Here is a 15,222-nt window from a genome sequence, read left to right as displayed (position 1 = left end):
GTTGCTTAGATAATCTCACTTAACATAGCAATTATAATAAAGACAGCGTAAATCCCTATGCAAACTGATAATAAAGACAATCGCAACCAAGTCACTGCTGCTTTGACCGACCATAATAGCCAAGCGCCAGACTTGGCAGACCCAGCAGACGAACGTACTGATCGTAGTTTCGATGCCATTGCCGATCATTTTGAAAAAAAGGTTTATGGGGGTTTAAAAGGCGAGATACGACTGGCGGTCTTACGGCGTGACATCTTTGAATATACGGCGCAGATGACTAAAGATCTTGGGCGTCCGCTACGTGTTTTAGATGTCGGCGCAGGCCTTGCGCAAATAGCCATCGATCTTGCCGCGCAAGGTCATGAGGTTGTGGTAAACGACATCTCAGCTAATATGCTTGCTAAAGCAAAAGCTAATTTTGAACAACAAAAGGCTGCTGCAAATATTGATGCTTTTAATATGAGGGCTTTCGGGGAGATGACATGGGTTGTCTGTCCATATCAACAACTTGAAGAGAATGTTAGCAGTTGTAATAGTAGCGCTGATATTACTGGCAATAATCAAGGAACCAAGTTTGATTTAATCTTGTGTCATGCGCTACTTGAGTGGCTGGCAGAACCGGCAGCAATCATGGACTTTTTTGATCGGCAACTTACCGATAATGGCGCGCTGTCGTTATGCTTTTATAATCCGGTAAGCTATGAGTATCGCAATCTTATTATGGGTAATTTCAATCTGCTCGATAATACAGACTATAAATCGGACAATAAAACAAGCTTGACCCCGAATCATCCCGTTGCCAAGCAGCAAGTTGAGTCATGGTTACAACGCCATCATTATCAGACGATGATTACCAGCGGTCTGCGCGTGTTTCATGATTATACGCCGTTAAAACGCGGCGGCAATACTGATCCCGAAGCAGTAATCCGGATGGAGCTACGCTACTCACAGCAAGAGCCTTATAAATGGTTGGGGCGTTATTTACACATTTTGGCCACTCGTCAGGCCTAATTAATTTTTCTTAGGCTTTGATGACTGTTAGATACCGATCAACACTTATATAAGCTTAACCATACCTTATGACATATCATATTCTGACCACGTGGTGGCGTTGATATTCTTTTCATCGAAAACCACCACATGCTTAAGCATCGGTAAAATACCAATACGCGTGCCAATATCATGATTATGATGGCTGGAAACCAAAGCCAATACCGTTTGTCCGTCATCTAATTGCAAGCGATATAGATAGTTTGCCCCACGGAATACGCGTCCAACCACCAGTGCTGTTTGTGTACTGTCATCATCATGAATGACATCGTCAGGGCGCACCAGCACCTTGATTAGCGTACCATTAGGGTAGTCATACTCGCAGTACTGTGGCTGCCCTGCTGCATCATATACTTCCATCCGCCGGTAAATATCGCCAAGCGCGGTTTCAACATGGCCTTCTTTAATGATGCCATCTATCATCGCGCCTTCGCCGACGAACTCAGCAACAAAAGGACTGACTGGCTCATGGTATAGCTTAGTTGGAGTCGCCCACTGTACCAGCTTACCTTGGTGCATGACCCCCACTTTATCCGCCAATGCAAAGGCCTCGTTTTGGTCATGAGTGACTAAAATTGCAGTGGTATTGGTACGTTTAAGAATATCGCGAACGCTCATCGCTAGCGACTCACGCAGCAACACATCTAGATTAGAAAATGGCTCATCAAGTAACAGTAATTTAGGTTTCGGTGCTAATGCTCGTGCTAAAGCCACCCGCTGCTGCTGACCACCTGAGAGCTCAGTTGGCCGCTTATCCGCATGCTCAGACAGCTCAACGAGAGCAAGCATCTCAGCGACCCGTGCTTTTTTGTCAGCAGCTGACCACTTATTAAGACCAAAAGCAATATTTTTGGCAACGCTTAGATGCCCAAACAGCGCATAGTCTTGAAACACCATACCCATACCACGCTTGGCGGGTGCCACCGCAAATGACGTACGCGCCGTCTGCTCAGTTAAGCACTGATTATTTAAGCTAGTCGTTCCAAGGCGCGTTGGCTCTAGACCTGCAATTGCGCGCAACGCTGTGGTCTTTCCACAGCCGCTAAAGCCCAAAAAGCAACCAATTTCACCTTGTTGTAAGGTCAGCGATAGCCCATTTACCACCGTGATATCGTCATAACCAACGACTAAATCCTGCACGCTAAAATAGGGCTTATCAGGGATGCCTGTTTTATCAAGACTCGTTTCATGAGGATAACTATGGCCGTTATTTTGACTAGAACTCTGATTGTTATCTGCATGCTTGTTTTTAGATTCAAGCTTTCTAGCTTGCAGCTTTGTAGGCGCTGAAATTTTTTTGGAATTAGCAGATCGCGCCTTAGTTTTGGCTAACCTTGGGTCTGATTGGTCTGACGAGTCATTAATCAAGTTAGTATACATAGACGGCACCATTAGGCGATAAATAAAAAGCGATGAATGAGTGAAGCGGTAAAAATAAAGCAGTGCAATAAAGGGTTGTATTTATAACCCTAAAATAATAATTTATTCAGGCTTTTATCATTTTGTGACAGGGAAATCTAACCCGTTTTGTCACTTTGACGCAGCAAGATCCAAACAGGAAGCAGGCCAACCAACACTATCAATAAGCTAGGCAATGCGGCGCGTCCCCACATCCCTTCACTGGTCATCTCAAATACCCGCACTGCTAGCGTATCCCAACCCTGCCGCCGCGTCATTAAAGTAATGGGCATCTCTTTCATAACCTCAACAAAACCCATTAGTAAGGCAGTTAATACCCCTGGGCTGAGCACGGGCAGTACCACTTGCCGCCAGCGTTGTATCGGACTGTCACTGAGCAATTCAGCGGCGGCTTCTTGATTAACCGTTAGCCGCTGCAATTGACGGTCTACTGGTTGAAAACTGACGGTCATAAAGCGCGTCGATAATGCCAGCAGCATCACGACAACACTACCTGATAGCACTTGATGGGAGGTAACACCAAAAGCAATCAGTTGATTATCAACCCAAGCAATAGGTATAAATACCCCAACGGCCAATACCGTACCCGGTACCACGTACCCTAAATTGGCTAAAGTCGTTAGCAATTTAGTGGTTTTATCTGGATATTGACGCTTAACCCACGCAATGATGATAGCTAAAAAGGCAATAAAAAGCGTGGTCATACTAGCAATTATTAGGCTATTAGTAACAAAATCAAGATAGCGCTGATCAAAATCTTGGCGAAAATTCATCGCTGTCCAATAGACCAGCTGTAAGAAGGGTACTAAAAAGGCAATTAAAAACACTAACGTACACAACAAGGTCATCGCAATTTTGGCCGGAGGGCTGGCATCAAAACGGCGGTTACTGCCTTGGGTTACGGTATTGCCGCGTCTTGCTTGCCAATATTGCTCAAAAAGCACGACGATAAATATGACCCCAATTAACAGAGCAGCTAACTGAGCGGCGGTCGTTAAACTGAAAAATCCAAACCAGGCTTTATAAATAGCAGTCGTAAAGGTATCCACATTAAATACGGACACCGCCCCAAAATCAGCAAGGGTCTCCATGCTGGCCAGTAACAAACCACCAACCACCCAAGGGAGTGCTTGCGGTAATGCCAAACGAAAAAATACCCGACTGCGACTCAGACCCAGCATTTGACCCGCTTCAATCGCACGTCGCCCCTGTGACAAAAAGGCTTGGCGTGCCAGCAAGTAAACATAAGGATAAAACGCCAGCGACAAGACCAAACCTGCGCCCCAGACATTACGCACTGAGGGTATGGCAGTACTGATACCGAAATCGCGTAACCCGGTTTGTAACGGTCCGCTAAAATCAACAATACCTATCGTGACGAAGGCCAGCACATAAGCCGGTATCGCCAGTGGCAACATCAGCGCCCAAGAAAAAAATCGCTGCCCAGGAAAACGATACATACTCGTCACCCATGCCAGCGCCGTACCGATACTACCGGAAATCGTTATGACCATTAATAATAAAATGGCGGTATTTTTGAGCACTTGCGGCAGCACATACTCACGCATGTGGGTCCAGATATCTGCCACAGGTTGCGTCCACGATAAAAGCACCACTAAAATCGGTATTAGCATAAACAACGAAATCAGTCCTAAGACTGATTTCGAGATAATACGTTTGCGGACTGCGTGGTCTTGGCTGACAGCCTGGTTGCTATTATCACTACCATTACTATTATCGTTGACAGTGTTGTCTTTACTAGCAGACGCTTCTGGCATTGTCATCATAAAATTATTACCATATCAGACGCATAAAGACCATGACCCATAACATCCTATAAACTTACTGACCAGCGGTTATTTATATCCGGCTTTATCCATCATTTGGATCGCTTGGGTCTGCAGTGAGCCAAATTTCTGTACATTAATGTCGTCTTTTTTGAACTCGCCCCATGATCTGAGCATATCCGATTCATCAATACCCGCTTTTACCGGATATTCTTTATCAGCGCTGGCATAAATACCCTGTGGTTCATCAGACGATAACCATTCCATCAGCTTAAGCGCGCCATCAGGATTGTCTGAGTTTGCGACCACACCGGCACCAGAGATGTTTACATGAGTCCCTGTAGACTCTTGGTTTGCCCAAAATATTTTCACAGGGAAGTTAGGTTTTTCATCCAGTATACGACCATAATAATAACTATTGGCAATCCCAACCTCACACTGGCCAGCAGCAATAGCCTCTAGCATGCGGGTATCATCACTGAACACATCGGTGGCTAAGTTATCGACCCAGCCGCGAATGACTTGTTCGGTTTTTTCCTCGCCTAAATGCTCCATCATGCTAGCAACGAGTGATTGATTATAGACCTTTTTCGAGGTACGTAAACATAGCTTACCTTTCCATTTTGGATCCGCTAGATCTGCATAAGTGGATAACTCGGCGGCATCGACTTTGCTTGGATCATAGAAGATAGTACGGGCACGAAGAGACAGACCCGTCCATTGACCTTTTGGATCACGGTATTTAGCAGGTACGTTGCTCTCTAAGATAGTAGAAGCGACTGGTTGCAATAAGTCTTGCTGCGCCGCTTGCCATAAGTTACCGGCATCAACGGTCAGTAGCATATCTGCTGGAGTATTTGTACCTTCAGCTTGTAGGCGCGCCATGAGTGGGCCGGTTTTATCGGTGATCAGCTCAATCTTCACGCCCGTTTCTTCGGTATATTTATCTAATAATGGCTTGATTAACTGCTCATTACGTGAAGAGTAAATGGTAACCACTTGATCATTGTTAGTCGTCGCAGTCGTTTCTACTGGCGTTTCGGCATCAGCACTTTGTTCAGGCGTTTCCGCTTTATTACAACCTACCAAACCTAACATCATGCTAAATACAGCAACAGATAAAGTGGCTTTGACAGGGCGGGTAAAAGATAGAGGGGCTGTAATCGCATTCAACGACATGGTTTTCTCCATAAATAGTGCGATAAATAGGTAAAGTAAAATTATAGAATCAACGGCTAATGGATAAAAAAACCGAAAAGAGGCTGATGAGTAAATAATAAAAACTGAAGGTGATATACTAATACAAATGATATTAGTTATCAATACATTTATATAACCCTGTAATTTACATGTTTACTCTGTCTCCAAAACACTCACCAAAAGGATATTTAATGGTAATATTTTGCCATAAACTTCATAGTAGCCACTGTCCAAGAAGCGCATTTACAGCGGCCTCTGTTCGTAATACTCGCCGCCCCATATTAACCGTTTGGCAACCTTGCCCCGCCAGCAACTCAATCTCGTAGTCAATCCAGCCCCCTTCTGCGCCAATAAAGACCACACTAGGCAAGGCCGATTTCATATGTGATTGCTCATGTTCTTGATTAGAAATACTTGCAGCGCTGTTCAAAGTATAGACTACTGTAGGCTGAGCATACTGCTGTAAATACTGCCCTAACGACAGCTCACTATAAGGGTGTGCCACAATGGCACGATTGGTTATTAAACTTGCCAGCTCATCTTCGACAAACGGTTTAAAACGTTTTTGTAGGGTAATACGCGGAACAAGGGTATCGACGCCTTGTTGCAACCCTTCTAATACAAACTCATCAAGACGCGCTAATAAGGGACTTTGCCAATAGCTTTTTTGAGTACGATAGCTATTAATAAGGACGATATCGCGCACACCCAGCGCGGTCATATCCATAATTAGGCGCCGCAAAACTTTTGGGCGCGGCAATGCCAAAACTACGGTGACATCTAACTTGGGAGGCGGTTCAATAGTCAACTGTACATCGCAAAGCTGAATCTTAGCAGGCGTCATCGCATCAACGACAGCAGTACCAAGATGGCCACCAAGTTGGCCAATTTTTAACGTATCACCGATTTGTGCGCCTAAGACCTTATTAATATGCTCGATTTGCCTAGGCGCATCAATTAGAGCTTGTGTTAGCGAAAAATTAGCCGCTGGCAATAAAATACAGTTCATACAGCATGTCGCTTAATAATAAGTGGTGAGCGTTGGGTAGAAGCAGATGATTGGTAGCTAATGATTTAAAGAGGTAACTTGAAGCAGTAACTAAAAACAGCGGTGAACAATCATGCATAAAGCTTACAGTTCACTGCTCGAAAATTGCTTAACAACCTCTTCAATCATAGTAAGCTGACGAGTAAGTACTGATTGCTGCTGTAAGGTCAACTGCTCCCCTGCCTGCCCTGCCAGCAACGCTAGTTGCGGATGACTGAGCCAAAACTGCAGTTGTTCATAAATAAGAACGCTATCATCAGCATCCGCAGCTTGCAGAAGGGGTTCGGATTTATCCTGCTCGACTGGCTGGCCATCAATAGTAATAGGTCGATAAAAATGATTGCTCGGCTGATACAGCGCGCCAGCGCTAGCAAGCTTATCCACCACACTTTGACAAGACTGGGTATAGCGTCCCATCAATACAGGCGTTGCCACACTCGCCGGCTCAACAGGGTTATGTCCACCAATATCAACCAATGAACCGCCAACTAATGCCACATTAGCCAATGCGTACCAGTGCATGAGCTCACCCATACTATCTGCCAGATAAACTTGCGTCTGCGCTCTGATGGCTTCCTGATTACTACGGCGCACCATTTGTAACCCTGACTTTTGAATAAGGTCTGCCACTTCATCGAAGCGTTCAGGATGTCTCGGTACGATAATTAATAAAGTTTCAGCAAGGGCAGTTATTGATAATAGCTGCTGTTGTAATGACAGCGCGGTATCTTCTTCACCGCTATGTGTGCTTGCTGCCACCCAGATAGGACGGTCTAACTGTTTCAACTGCTCTAATTCAGCTTTAGGGTCGTTTCCTATGTCACTTTCAGTACCACTTTCAACACCATTTTCAATATCGCTCTCAATACCACTTTCTTGCTTCTCTATTTGCTTCTGTATAACGTCATTATCGTCTTTTATATCAGTGATTTTAACATCAATTTTAGGGCTATTAATAACCCATTTAAGCGAGCCGGCCACGCGAATCTGTGCACTATAAGCGCCCAACTGCCGAAAACGCGTAGCAGATTCATCATCTTGGGCGATGATTAAGGTCAGATTTTGCATCATGCTGCGACTCACCGCGCTAATTTTTTGGTAGCGGGTAAAAGACGCTGCTGATAAGCGACCATTGACTAAGATACTTGGAATATGATGCTCGGAGAGCTTAACTAGAATATTTGCCCATAGCTCAGTTTCTACAAACAGCGCAGCGACTGGTTGCACATGCGCCAAAAAGGTTTCAATCACTACCGGACTGTCCACTGGTACATAGCTGTGACTCAGTCGACCTTGAACAATATCATCTGCGAAACGGCTAGCACCCCGAGCAAAACCGGTCTGCGTGGTATTGGTCAGCCATATCTGATAGCCCTGCGCTAATAAAGCGTCTAATAATGGCGCAATCGTATTGGTCTCACCTAAAGAGACCGCATGACACCAAATGGTTTTATTATTAACATCGAAGCTATTAATAACGTTAAAATTATTAACATCTGCTTTGTTAGCATCAGTGCTGACATTGGCCACGGGACGCGGTGGGTAATGTTTACCAAAACGCTGTGCAACCTCTTGCTGATAATTATCACGCTTATGCGAACGCCGCCATACTTGCAGGCGGTATAGTGGTTTTAATAAGGTAATAATAAATCGATAATACCAAGGTGGCGTGCTAGGCGTGCGTGTGGTTAATGGTACTGAGATAGCGTCTAGCTGATTGACAGGCGCGAGCGAATCGCGCTTGGTAGACGGCTGTGGAGGTAAATGAAAAGATGGCATGCAAAAGCCCGGGTTAATAATGGATGAAGTAATGAATAAAATAATAAAAAGATGGCGTCAAAAAATGCGTTAATTCTACCTGAAATTAGCGCTTAACAATAACCTTTTAAACTAAGGTTTTTAAACCTAGCTATTTAAAAACAGATCTTTAAATCCAGTACTGTAAATAAAGTCCTGTTATACAAAAATGATTAACAATAACGCGGCTACTATCACAGCGCCAATCAATAATTGATAGCGCTTAAGGCTATGTTGCTCCTGCTGGCGTGTCGTTATCAACGTTTGCGCTTGCTGCCACTGCCCAACGAGACTGGCTGCTTCTACGTGACCATTTTCTGCCGCTTGCTCAAGCCAGTGTTTACCACTATTAATATCTTGCGGCAAACCTATCCCTTGATAGTACATTCTACTAAGCAAGCGCTGGGCGCGGCTGTCTTTTTTATTAGCAGCTTGCTTGATCCACTCAACCCCTGCCTCTTTGCCAGTGTCTTTACCTTTTTCATTACCTGTTGTCAGCCCTTCATCTAACAGTTCATACATAGCAAGGCGTAGCATGGCAGCGGTATTACTAAGGTCAGCAGAAATTTTTAACTGCATAAGAGCTTGTTGCTTTGCAGCTTGATGGGACTCGGAGAAAATGACTTGTGCACGTGGCTTATTTTGCTTAGCGATATGTTGTTCAAACTGGTCGAGAATTTTTCGCGCTTGTTGATAGTCATCGTTGCCGGCAGTTTGTGCTACCTCAATCTCATCTAGCTTTGTGAGCAGTTGGGTAAAAATTTCAGGCGTTGGCGGTGCTACGAGAGGAGCTACTTTTTTTGGTAGTGAAGATAAATCTTCAGTTAGAATTGATTTTGCATGAGTCTCGTCGCCAGATGAGCCAGCATCAGTCACAGCGACTAGTGTGGGAGTTATAGGAACTTTATTAGCAGAAACTTTATCAACCGGATTGTCTACTGGTTTAAGCGTATCGCCAGCAGAACTATTTGACCTCTTATCTGTCGTAACACTGGTTACTTTAAGAGCAGTTTTATGAGTAATTTTAGGAGCAATGTTGGAAGCGTCTTTGGAATCCATTTCAGGTAAAACGTCACCTTCTGTGGTCTTAGCAAGCGTGACAGCTTGGGTTGCGTTTAAGCCTGTCTTGGAGCTTACGTCTGAGTTTGTATTTAAACGGGCATTTGCAATTGGCACAGTAGAAGTCTGATCAGCAGTCACAGGATCAGCAGTGACGTTGGGTAGCCGTGCGATAACTGCTTGATATAAGCCGCTGGCTATTTGTCCCCCATGTACTGCCTCAAACTGCCGATCTATATGACCAAACAGACGCAGCCCTATTGGCTCTAAGGCAAAAAATACGGGCGCAATTGCTTTATAGTTATAGTTTTTATAACTACTATCAGCTCTATTACTTTCATCTCTATTGTTGTCTTCACTTTCATTGCTATTTGTATCGTGGGTAGCAGCAATGAAAACGGAGGTGTCATTGTACAAAACCGCCATATGCTGATAAAAGTCATCAGTTGTCATTGCTAATTTAGGATAGCGAGCACGCAGCTCAAATTGACCATACCAATGCGGCGTATTTTGCCACTGCCGCGCCAATATTCGTCCTGCGTAAAACGCTAAAAACACTAGCAAATTACGATAGCGCTCATCAGCTAGTATCGTGGTTTCGTCCCATGTACCCGCTTTAACCCTATCACGGCGTATTTGCGATAATAGCGTATCTATCCGCTGTAAGCTTACCAATGACTCATCTAACTGGCAGTTATGCAGCGCTTCTTCATAAGCAATACCGCCAGCGATAGAACGCCTAGCTAAGAAGTCTTGCCAATAATCTTCTGCAGTATAGTCGAGGGGCGTTAAGGAAGAAGCAGATATAGCAGGCATGAGGCAAGCGTATCCTTTGATGAAATAAGTGGGCAGTGGCAGTAATGAGTCGACGGCGACTATACTAAAATAGTAGGAGCTTACCTTAACCTAAAATTTGAATGGCTACAATAAACTGCTACAGCAAGGGACTAAACAGGCGTACGACATTATCGAATAAGCGTTTATAATCATGGCGCTGCTCCCATTCTTCTAAGCCCATAAAACGACAGCTTTGTAAGTATGACTCCTGACAGTCAGCAACCTGCGCGACCATTTCTGGCGTATAAATCGCCAAACTAACTTCCATATTTAAATAAAAGCTGCGCATATCAATATTGACCGTACCAAATAGACAATAGTCATCATCGATAATCACTGTTTTGGCATGTAACAGGCCGCCTTTAAATAGCGCAATGGTCACCCCCGCCTCTAACAGCTCTTGATAATAAGCTTGCGAAGCATGCTGTACCAAAAACGAATCGACCTTTTCAGGGACAATCAGCGTGACCTCGACCCCCCGCTTAGCCGCTGTGACTAACGCTCCTGATAAAGCTTCATCAGGAACAAAATATGGCGTGGTGATTTGAATACGTTTATTAGCGCGGTGGATAATGGTTACTAAAGTATTATAAATCACATGTGCGGTCACTTGTGGTGCTGAAGGAATCAGCTGCGCTACCACACCTTTTACCACCGGCATCTGCGGAATTACAATCGACGTTGACCCAGTGTTAAGCTGTTCAAAATGATCTACGCCATCATCTAGCACCTTTATTCGACTGTTCATATCGTTAATAGTCGGATCTAACACGTATAATTTACGAGTATAGTTGTTAACTCGTTGATGCAACGCATCTAAATTGTCACTATTCTCAGCGCCAATATCAGTGACCACTACCTTAGCCATCGCAGTGGCAATACTTATTGGCTGCTGACTGACACTACGTATCGCCACATCAATCCACTGACCGACATCTTTATCTTGCTTAAAAAACTTGGGATCGACCAAGTTAAAACTACCGATATAACCAATATATTCGTCAATAACCATAATCTTGCGATGATTGCGCAGATCAGAACGCTTAAATAAGGTCTTAAATAAACCTACTGGCAGCGATTGGTGCACAAAAACGCCAGCACGTTCTAAATCCCTATGCTCGGCGCTATTAAAGAAACTAAAGCTACCCACACTATCTATGAGAAGGTGACACTCTACACCGCGCTGAGCGGCCGCCATCAACGCTTGTATGACATTTAGTACCTGCCCCTTCGGATAGATAATATAAAACTCCATCAAAATAGTACGTTGAGCGGCATTGATATCATCAATCAAAAGCTCAAAAATAGCATTAGGGTGAGTTAATAGCTGCATATCATGGTCTGAAAATACCCCAAACCCTGTCCAGCGGGTGCCCATTTGGCTAACACCGCGATAGTGTTCAGGCAGTAGCTCTTGGCCTTTATCAAAAACCAAACGTTCACGCTCTGCCATCTCATTCATAATGAGGCCTGCCTGTTCCATCCGTTGACGATAACGGCGACCAATCATGGGCTCACCCACCAAAATATAAGCAAACAGCCCTACTAGAGGTAGCGTATACAACACGGCTATCCACGCAATGGCTACCCCAATGTTGCGCTGCACCGAAACAATACGTAGGGTCAGCACCACCATCAAGATAATGTTCAATATGAGACCGTACCCTGCAAAGTCGCCCCACGACCACGCTGCAAGTTGCGACTCAGTAGTTAAAGCTTTTATGTTCACCTCCATCAACCAATACGACTCATTAATTAAAACCAACTAAATATAAGCACCTTTACTAAAACGTTACTAGTATAGTAACTTTTGGCAGTCACACAATAGGCAACTGTGTAGCCTGCCTTTGCCCCTAATCATTTACCTTTGCCACATAATAGCGACCATTTTATAAAATATGTGAAATAATATTTGACAGGCCAATGTAAATGTATATAATACACACCCACAGCAAGGGGCTTTAAACAGTTCTAGGTTGTTGGAAATTTTATGATTCTAGAGCATGACACCTTTAGATAGTCAAACTTCTAAGAAATCCTATTTAAAGGATTTCTCTTGCGAAGCTAAAATTGCACTGCAATTTTTTAACGCTTCTCAGGGTGATTAGCTCAGTTGGTAGAGCGTCTGCCTTACACGCAGAATGTCGGCGGTTCGAATCCGTCATCACCCACCACTCATTTAGCGAAGTGGGTCCTATTTATAAGGGCAAGACGCTAAAACGACCTAAGCAGCGGTAGTTCAGTTGGTTAGAATACCGGCCTGTCACGCCGGGGGTCGCGGGTTCGAGTCCCGTCCGCTGCGCCATATTTAGTAAAAAGCTAAAACGAATTTAGACTTTCGAGTTTAAGCAAGTTTTGCCTCAAACATAACTTTGTTTGGGGTTTTTTTGTGTCTGTTATTTTAAATATTTAGAATTGAAGCATCCATGATCTGATAAACATATCTAATAACACTTCTAATCTTAACCCTTTTTTAACATCTAACTTGCTACGCTAGTCTTCTTCAATCATTTAGCGAGCGTTCACAATGAACCAAATTAGCGAATGGGTGCTGACTATTATGGCAAAGTTTGGCTACTTCGGTATCATCTTTGCCATGTTTGCCGAAAATGTTTTCCCCCCTATACCCTCTGAAGTTATCATGCCAGCAGCAGGTTTTGCAGTGGCAAGAGGTGATCTAAATCTTATAGTAGTCATACTAGCCGGTACGCTTGGCACCGTGCTTGGAGCATTACCTTTGTATTATCTGGGAAGCTTGTTCAATGAAGAGCGTTTAATGATATTTACTAAAAAATATGGCAAGTATGTGTTTGTCAAGTCTGATGACGTACTGGCTTCGAGTCATTGGTTTGATAAACATGGCAAAAAAACGGTATTTTTTGGACGCATGGTGCCAGGCATTCGCTCGCTTATCTCTATTCCTGCAGGTATGAATAAAATGCCGATGCTTCCTTTTTTGCTACTCACTGCTTTAGGATCAAGCATTTGGATAACTTTACTAACGCTTGCAGGCTATCACTTCGGTAGCAATTATGAAGTTATCGAAGCCACACTCGCGCCATATTCCAAAGTTTTCTTGCTACTTACTGTGATGATTATCATAGGTTGGTTTATCAAACGCCGACGGTCTACTCATAACCAGCTCAATACAACCGATATCTAATGCTAAAAATCTCTCATTGAATACTCAGCTCTCATAGTTTTTGACTCAAGCTCTAAACCACTTTTCAAGCCCAACCAGCTTAACATTTTCTTAACACCACACCTGCTACCTTAAAGAATGACACCCTTTCTCATTCTATTAAGAAGTCCGTGTATGTCAATACCTCAAGCACTTAGCATCAATGTTACTAAAGCTGATAGTAAAAACGGCTATATAAGCAAATTCTACCATCGTGAGATAAATCTTAATTACCTGATCATAGTGGTTGCACTGTATTTGGTCGCTACAGCAAATATTGGCTTTTTTAAGCAAGTATTAACTGTCTATCCGTTCGCTGATAATATCGGCTTTATAGTTTCTCTTACTGGCTTATTGTTTGGGTTGATGTGGTTGCTATTCCAACTGCTATGCTATCGACCAACGGCAAAGGTAGTATTGATTGCAATGGTGATTATTGCTGCAATCTGTGGCTATTTTACCGATGCCTACGGAACGATATTTGACCGTAATATGCTGGTCAATAGCTTGCAAACCGATCAAGCTGAAGCGATGGGATTGATGGCACCAAGCTTGATTATTCGACTGCTGTTATTAGGCGTACTACCAGCCTTTATTATTAGCAAAATTCGTTTAAAGCGTCCTTCTTGGCGTCGAGCAATATTGCAAAAGACAGCCACTTTGATACTGTCTATTGCCCTAATAGCAGTCTGCCTATTGCCATTCGGTGATCAGTACGCCAGCTTTTTTCGTCAACATAAATTAGTGCGTAGCTATACCAATCCAATTACGCCCATCTATTCAGTTGTTAAGCTCGGTATGGACTACATGGATGAGCTAAATCGCCCTGATACGATGACTGCTCACGCTGTAGATGCTAAGCGGACAAATACTGTCGGCAATGCGAAGCCTAAGCTAATGGTATTTGTAGTAGGAGAAACGGTTCGCGCTGATCATATTGGCTTGAATGGCTATAAGCGCGATACGATGCCACTACTCGCCAGCCAACCAGATATTTATAGTTTTAAAGATGCGACTTCTTGCGGGACATCTACAGCGTATTCGGTGCCTTGCATGTTCAGTTATGCCAATAGAGAAGACTACGATGTCGATACTGCTGAGTATAACGAAAATGTGCTTGATACGTTAAATAAGCAAGGCGTTAATGTTATTTGGCGAGACAATAACTCTAACTCTAAAGGTGTGGCAGACCGAGTGACTTTTGAGGACTATAAAACCCCCGAGGTAAATCCTAATTGCGATAGTGAATGTCGAGATATTGGTATGCTTGACGGTTTTGATAAGTTAGTAAAGTCAGACGCAGCACCAAAAGATACGCTAATTTTATTGCATCAGATGGGTAATCATGGCCCTGCTTATTACAAACGCTATCCCAAAGCGTTTGAGGAATACAAGCCGGTATGTATGACTAACGAGCTTTCAAAATGTGATGCCCAGTCCGTCATCAATGGTTATGACAATGCGATTCGTTATACCGATTACTTTTTAAATACCGTTATCGATACGCTAAAACCCTATCAGCAAGATTATGATGTGGTGATGGTATATATTAGTGATCATGGGGAGAGTTTGGGTGAAAACAACATCTATTTGCATGGCCTTCCCTACAGTATTGCGCCAAATGCCCAAAAGCAGGTACCAGTAATTATCTGGTCTCCCAAAGACAATAGTATTAATTCTGACAGTCTATCTGATATGACCAATCAGCCGGTATCTCATGATTTTATTACGCCAACTTTACTGAGCTTTTTTGGTATTACTACTCAAGAAGTTACAGCAGCACCCACTTTTTTTGAATCTGCTAATTAAACATTCTTTTATTATAGCTAAGCTTTTTTGAGATG

10 protein-coding genes and 2 tRNA genes are annotated in these 15,222 nt (G+C 43.5%); 5 read left to right on the top strand and 7 right to left on the bottom strand.

Annotated features, from left to right (window positions below):
- The first annotated feature begins 57 nt into the window (after positions 1–57).
- On the top strand, positions 58–1,011 hold the full coding sequence (locus tag U1P77_RS02310) for a methyltransferase (protein ID WP_321155811.1): 954 nt from the start codon (positions 58–60) through the stop codon (positions 1,009–1,011).
- 66 nt (positions 1,012–1,077) lie between these two features.
- Here U1P77_RS02310 and U1P77_RS02305 read toward each other — a convergent pair whose 3' ends face one another.
- The 7 genes from U1P77_RS02305 to U1P77_RS02275 form a co-directional block, all read right to left on the bottom strand.
- A complete protein-coding gene (locus U1P77_RS02305) occupies positions 1,078–2,430 on the bottom strand; it encodes an ABC transporter ATP-binding protein (RefSeq protein ID WP_321155810.1) in 1,353 nt (450 codons plus the stop codon).
- A gap of 137 nt (positions 2,431–2,567) precedes the next feature.
- Positions 2,568–4,256: an ABC transporter permease gene (locus tag U1P77_RS02300; protein WP_321155809.1), complete on the bottom strand. Its 1,689-nt coding sequence runs from the start codon at positions 4,254–4,256 to the stop codon at positions 2,568–2,570.
- Positions 4,257–4,325: 69 nt separating this feature from the next.
- Positions 4,326–5,435: an extracellular solute-binding protein gene (locus tag U1P77_RS02295; protein ID WP_321155808.1), complete on the bottom strand. Its 1,110-nt coding sequence runs from the start codon at positions 5,433–5,435 to the stop codon at positions 4,326–4,328.
- A gap of 235 nt (positions 5,436–5,670) precedes the next feature.
- Entirely contained in the window at positions 5,671–6,465 is a 795-nt protein-coding gene (locus U1P77_RS02290; RefSeq protein WP_321155807.1) for a 16S rRNA (uracil(1498)-N(3))-methyltransferase, read from the bottom strand.
- 123 nt (positions 6,466–6,588) lie between these two features.
- Positions 6,589–8,283: a 3-deoxy-D-manno-octulosonic acid transferase gene (locus tag U1P77_RS02285; RefSeq protein ID WP_321155806.1), complete on the bottom strand. Its 1,695-nt coding sequence runs from the start codon at positions 8,281–8,283 to the stop codon at positions 6,589–6,591.
- Between the two features lie 177 nt (positions 8,284–8,460).
- Positions 8,461–10,176 carry a tetratricopeptide repeat protein gene (locus tag U1P77_RS02280; RefSeq protein WP_321155805.1) on the bottom strand — a complete coding sequence of 572 codons (1,716 nt, stop codon included), beginning with the start codon at positions 10,174–10,176 and terminating at the stop codon, positions 8,461–8,463.
- A 118-nt stretch (positions 10,177–10,294) separates the two neighbouring features.
- Complete coding sequence (locus tag U1P77_RS02275) at positions 10,295–11,926, bottom strand: cardiolipin synthase (protein WP_321155804.1); 1,632 nt, start codon at positions 11,924–11,926, stop codon at positions 10,295–10,297.
- A 369-nt stretch (positions 11,927–12,295) separates the two neighbouring features.
- Between U1P77_RS02275 and U1P77_RS02270 the strand changes: the two genes are divergently transcribed.
- From U1P77_RS02270 to U1P77_RS02255, 4 genes are all read left to right on the top strand, one after another.
- Positions 12,296–12,371 (top strand) — tRNA-Val (locus U1P77_RS02270).
- A gap of 54 nt (positions 12,372–12,425) precedes the next feature.
- Positions 12,426–12,502, top strand: a tRNA-Asp gene (locus U1P77_RS02265).
- A 222-nt stretch (positions 12,503–12,724) separates the two neighbouring features.
- A complete protein-coding gene (locus tag U1P77_RS02260) occupies positions 12,725–13,360 on the top strand; it encodes a DedA family protein (RefSeq protein WP_321155803.1) in 636 nt (211 codons plus the stop codon).
- A gap of 153 nt (positions 13,361–13,513) precedes the next feature.
- A complete protein-coding gene (locus U1P77_RS02255) occupies positions 13,514–15,187 on the top strand; it encodes a phosphoethanolamine transferase (RefSeq protein WP_321155802.1) in 1,674 nt (557 codons plus the stop codon).
- The last annotated feature ends 35 nt before the right edge of the window (positions 15,188–15,222 follow it).

The organism is Psychrobacter sp. LV10R520-6, assembly GCF_900182925.1.
GTDB lineage: Bacteria > Pseudomonadota > Gammaproteobacteria > Pseudomonadales > Moraxellaceae > Psychrobacter.
This window is presented reverse-complemented; position numbering and strand designations above follow the sequence as displayed.

Bases quoted from the DNA above. Each gene is read 5' to 3' on its own strand.
- U1P77_RS02310 (WP_321155811.1), top strand. From the start codon at position 58: ATGCAAACTGATAATAAAGACAATCGCAACCAAGTCACTGCTGCTTTG.
- U1P77_RS02305 (WP_321155810.1), bottom strand. From the start codon at position 2,430: ATGTATACTAACTTGATTAATGACTCGTCAGACCAATCAGACCCAAGG.
- U1P77_RS02300 (WP_321155809.1), bottom strand. From the start codon at position 4,256: ATGATGACAATGCCAGAAGCGTCTGCTAGTAAAGACAACACTGTCAAC.
- U1P77_RS02295 (WP_321155808.1), bottom strand. From the start codon at position 5,435: ATGTCGTTGAATGCGATTACAGCCCCTCTATCTTTTACCCGCCCTGTC.
- U1P77_RS02290 (WP_321155807.1), bottom strand. From the start codon at position 6,465: ATGAACTGTATTTTATTGCCAGCGGCTAATTTTTCGCTAACACAAGCT.
- U1P77_RS02285 (WP_321155806.1), bottom strand. From the start codon at position 8,283: ATGCCATCTTTTCATTTACCTCCACAGCCGTCTACCAAGCGCGATTCG.
- U1P77_RS02280 (WP_321155805.1), bottom strand. From the start codon at position 10,176: ATGCCTGCTATATCTGCTTCTTCCTTAACGCCCCTCGACTATACTGCA.
- U1P77_RS02260 (WP_321155803.1), top strand. From the start codon at position 12,725: ATGAACCAAATTAGCGAATGGGTGCTGACTATTATGGCAAAGTTTGGC.
- U1P77_RS02255 (WP_321155802.1), top strand. From the start codon at position 13,514: ATGTCAATACCTCAAGCACTTAGCATCAATGTTACTAAAGCTGATAGT.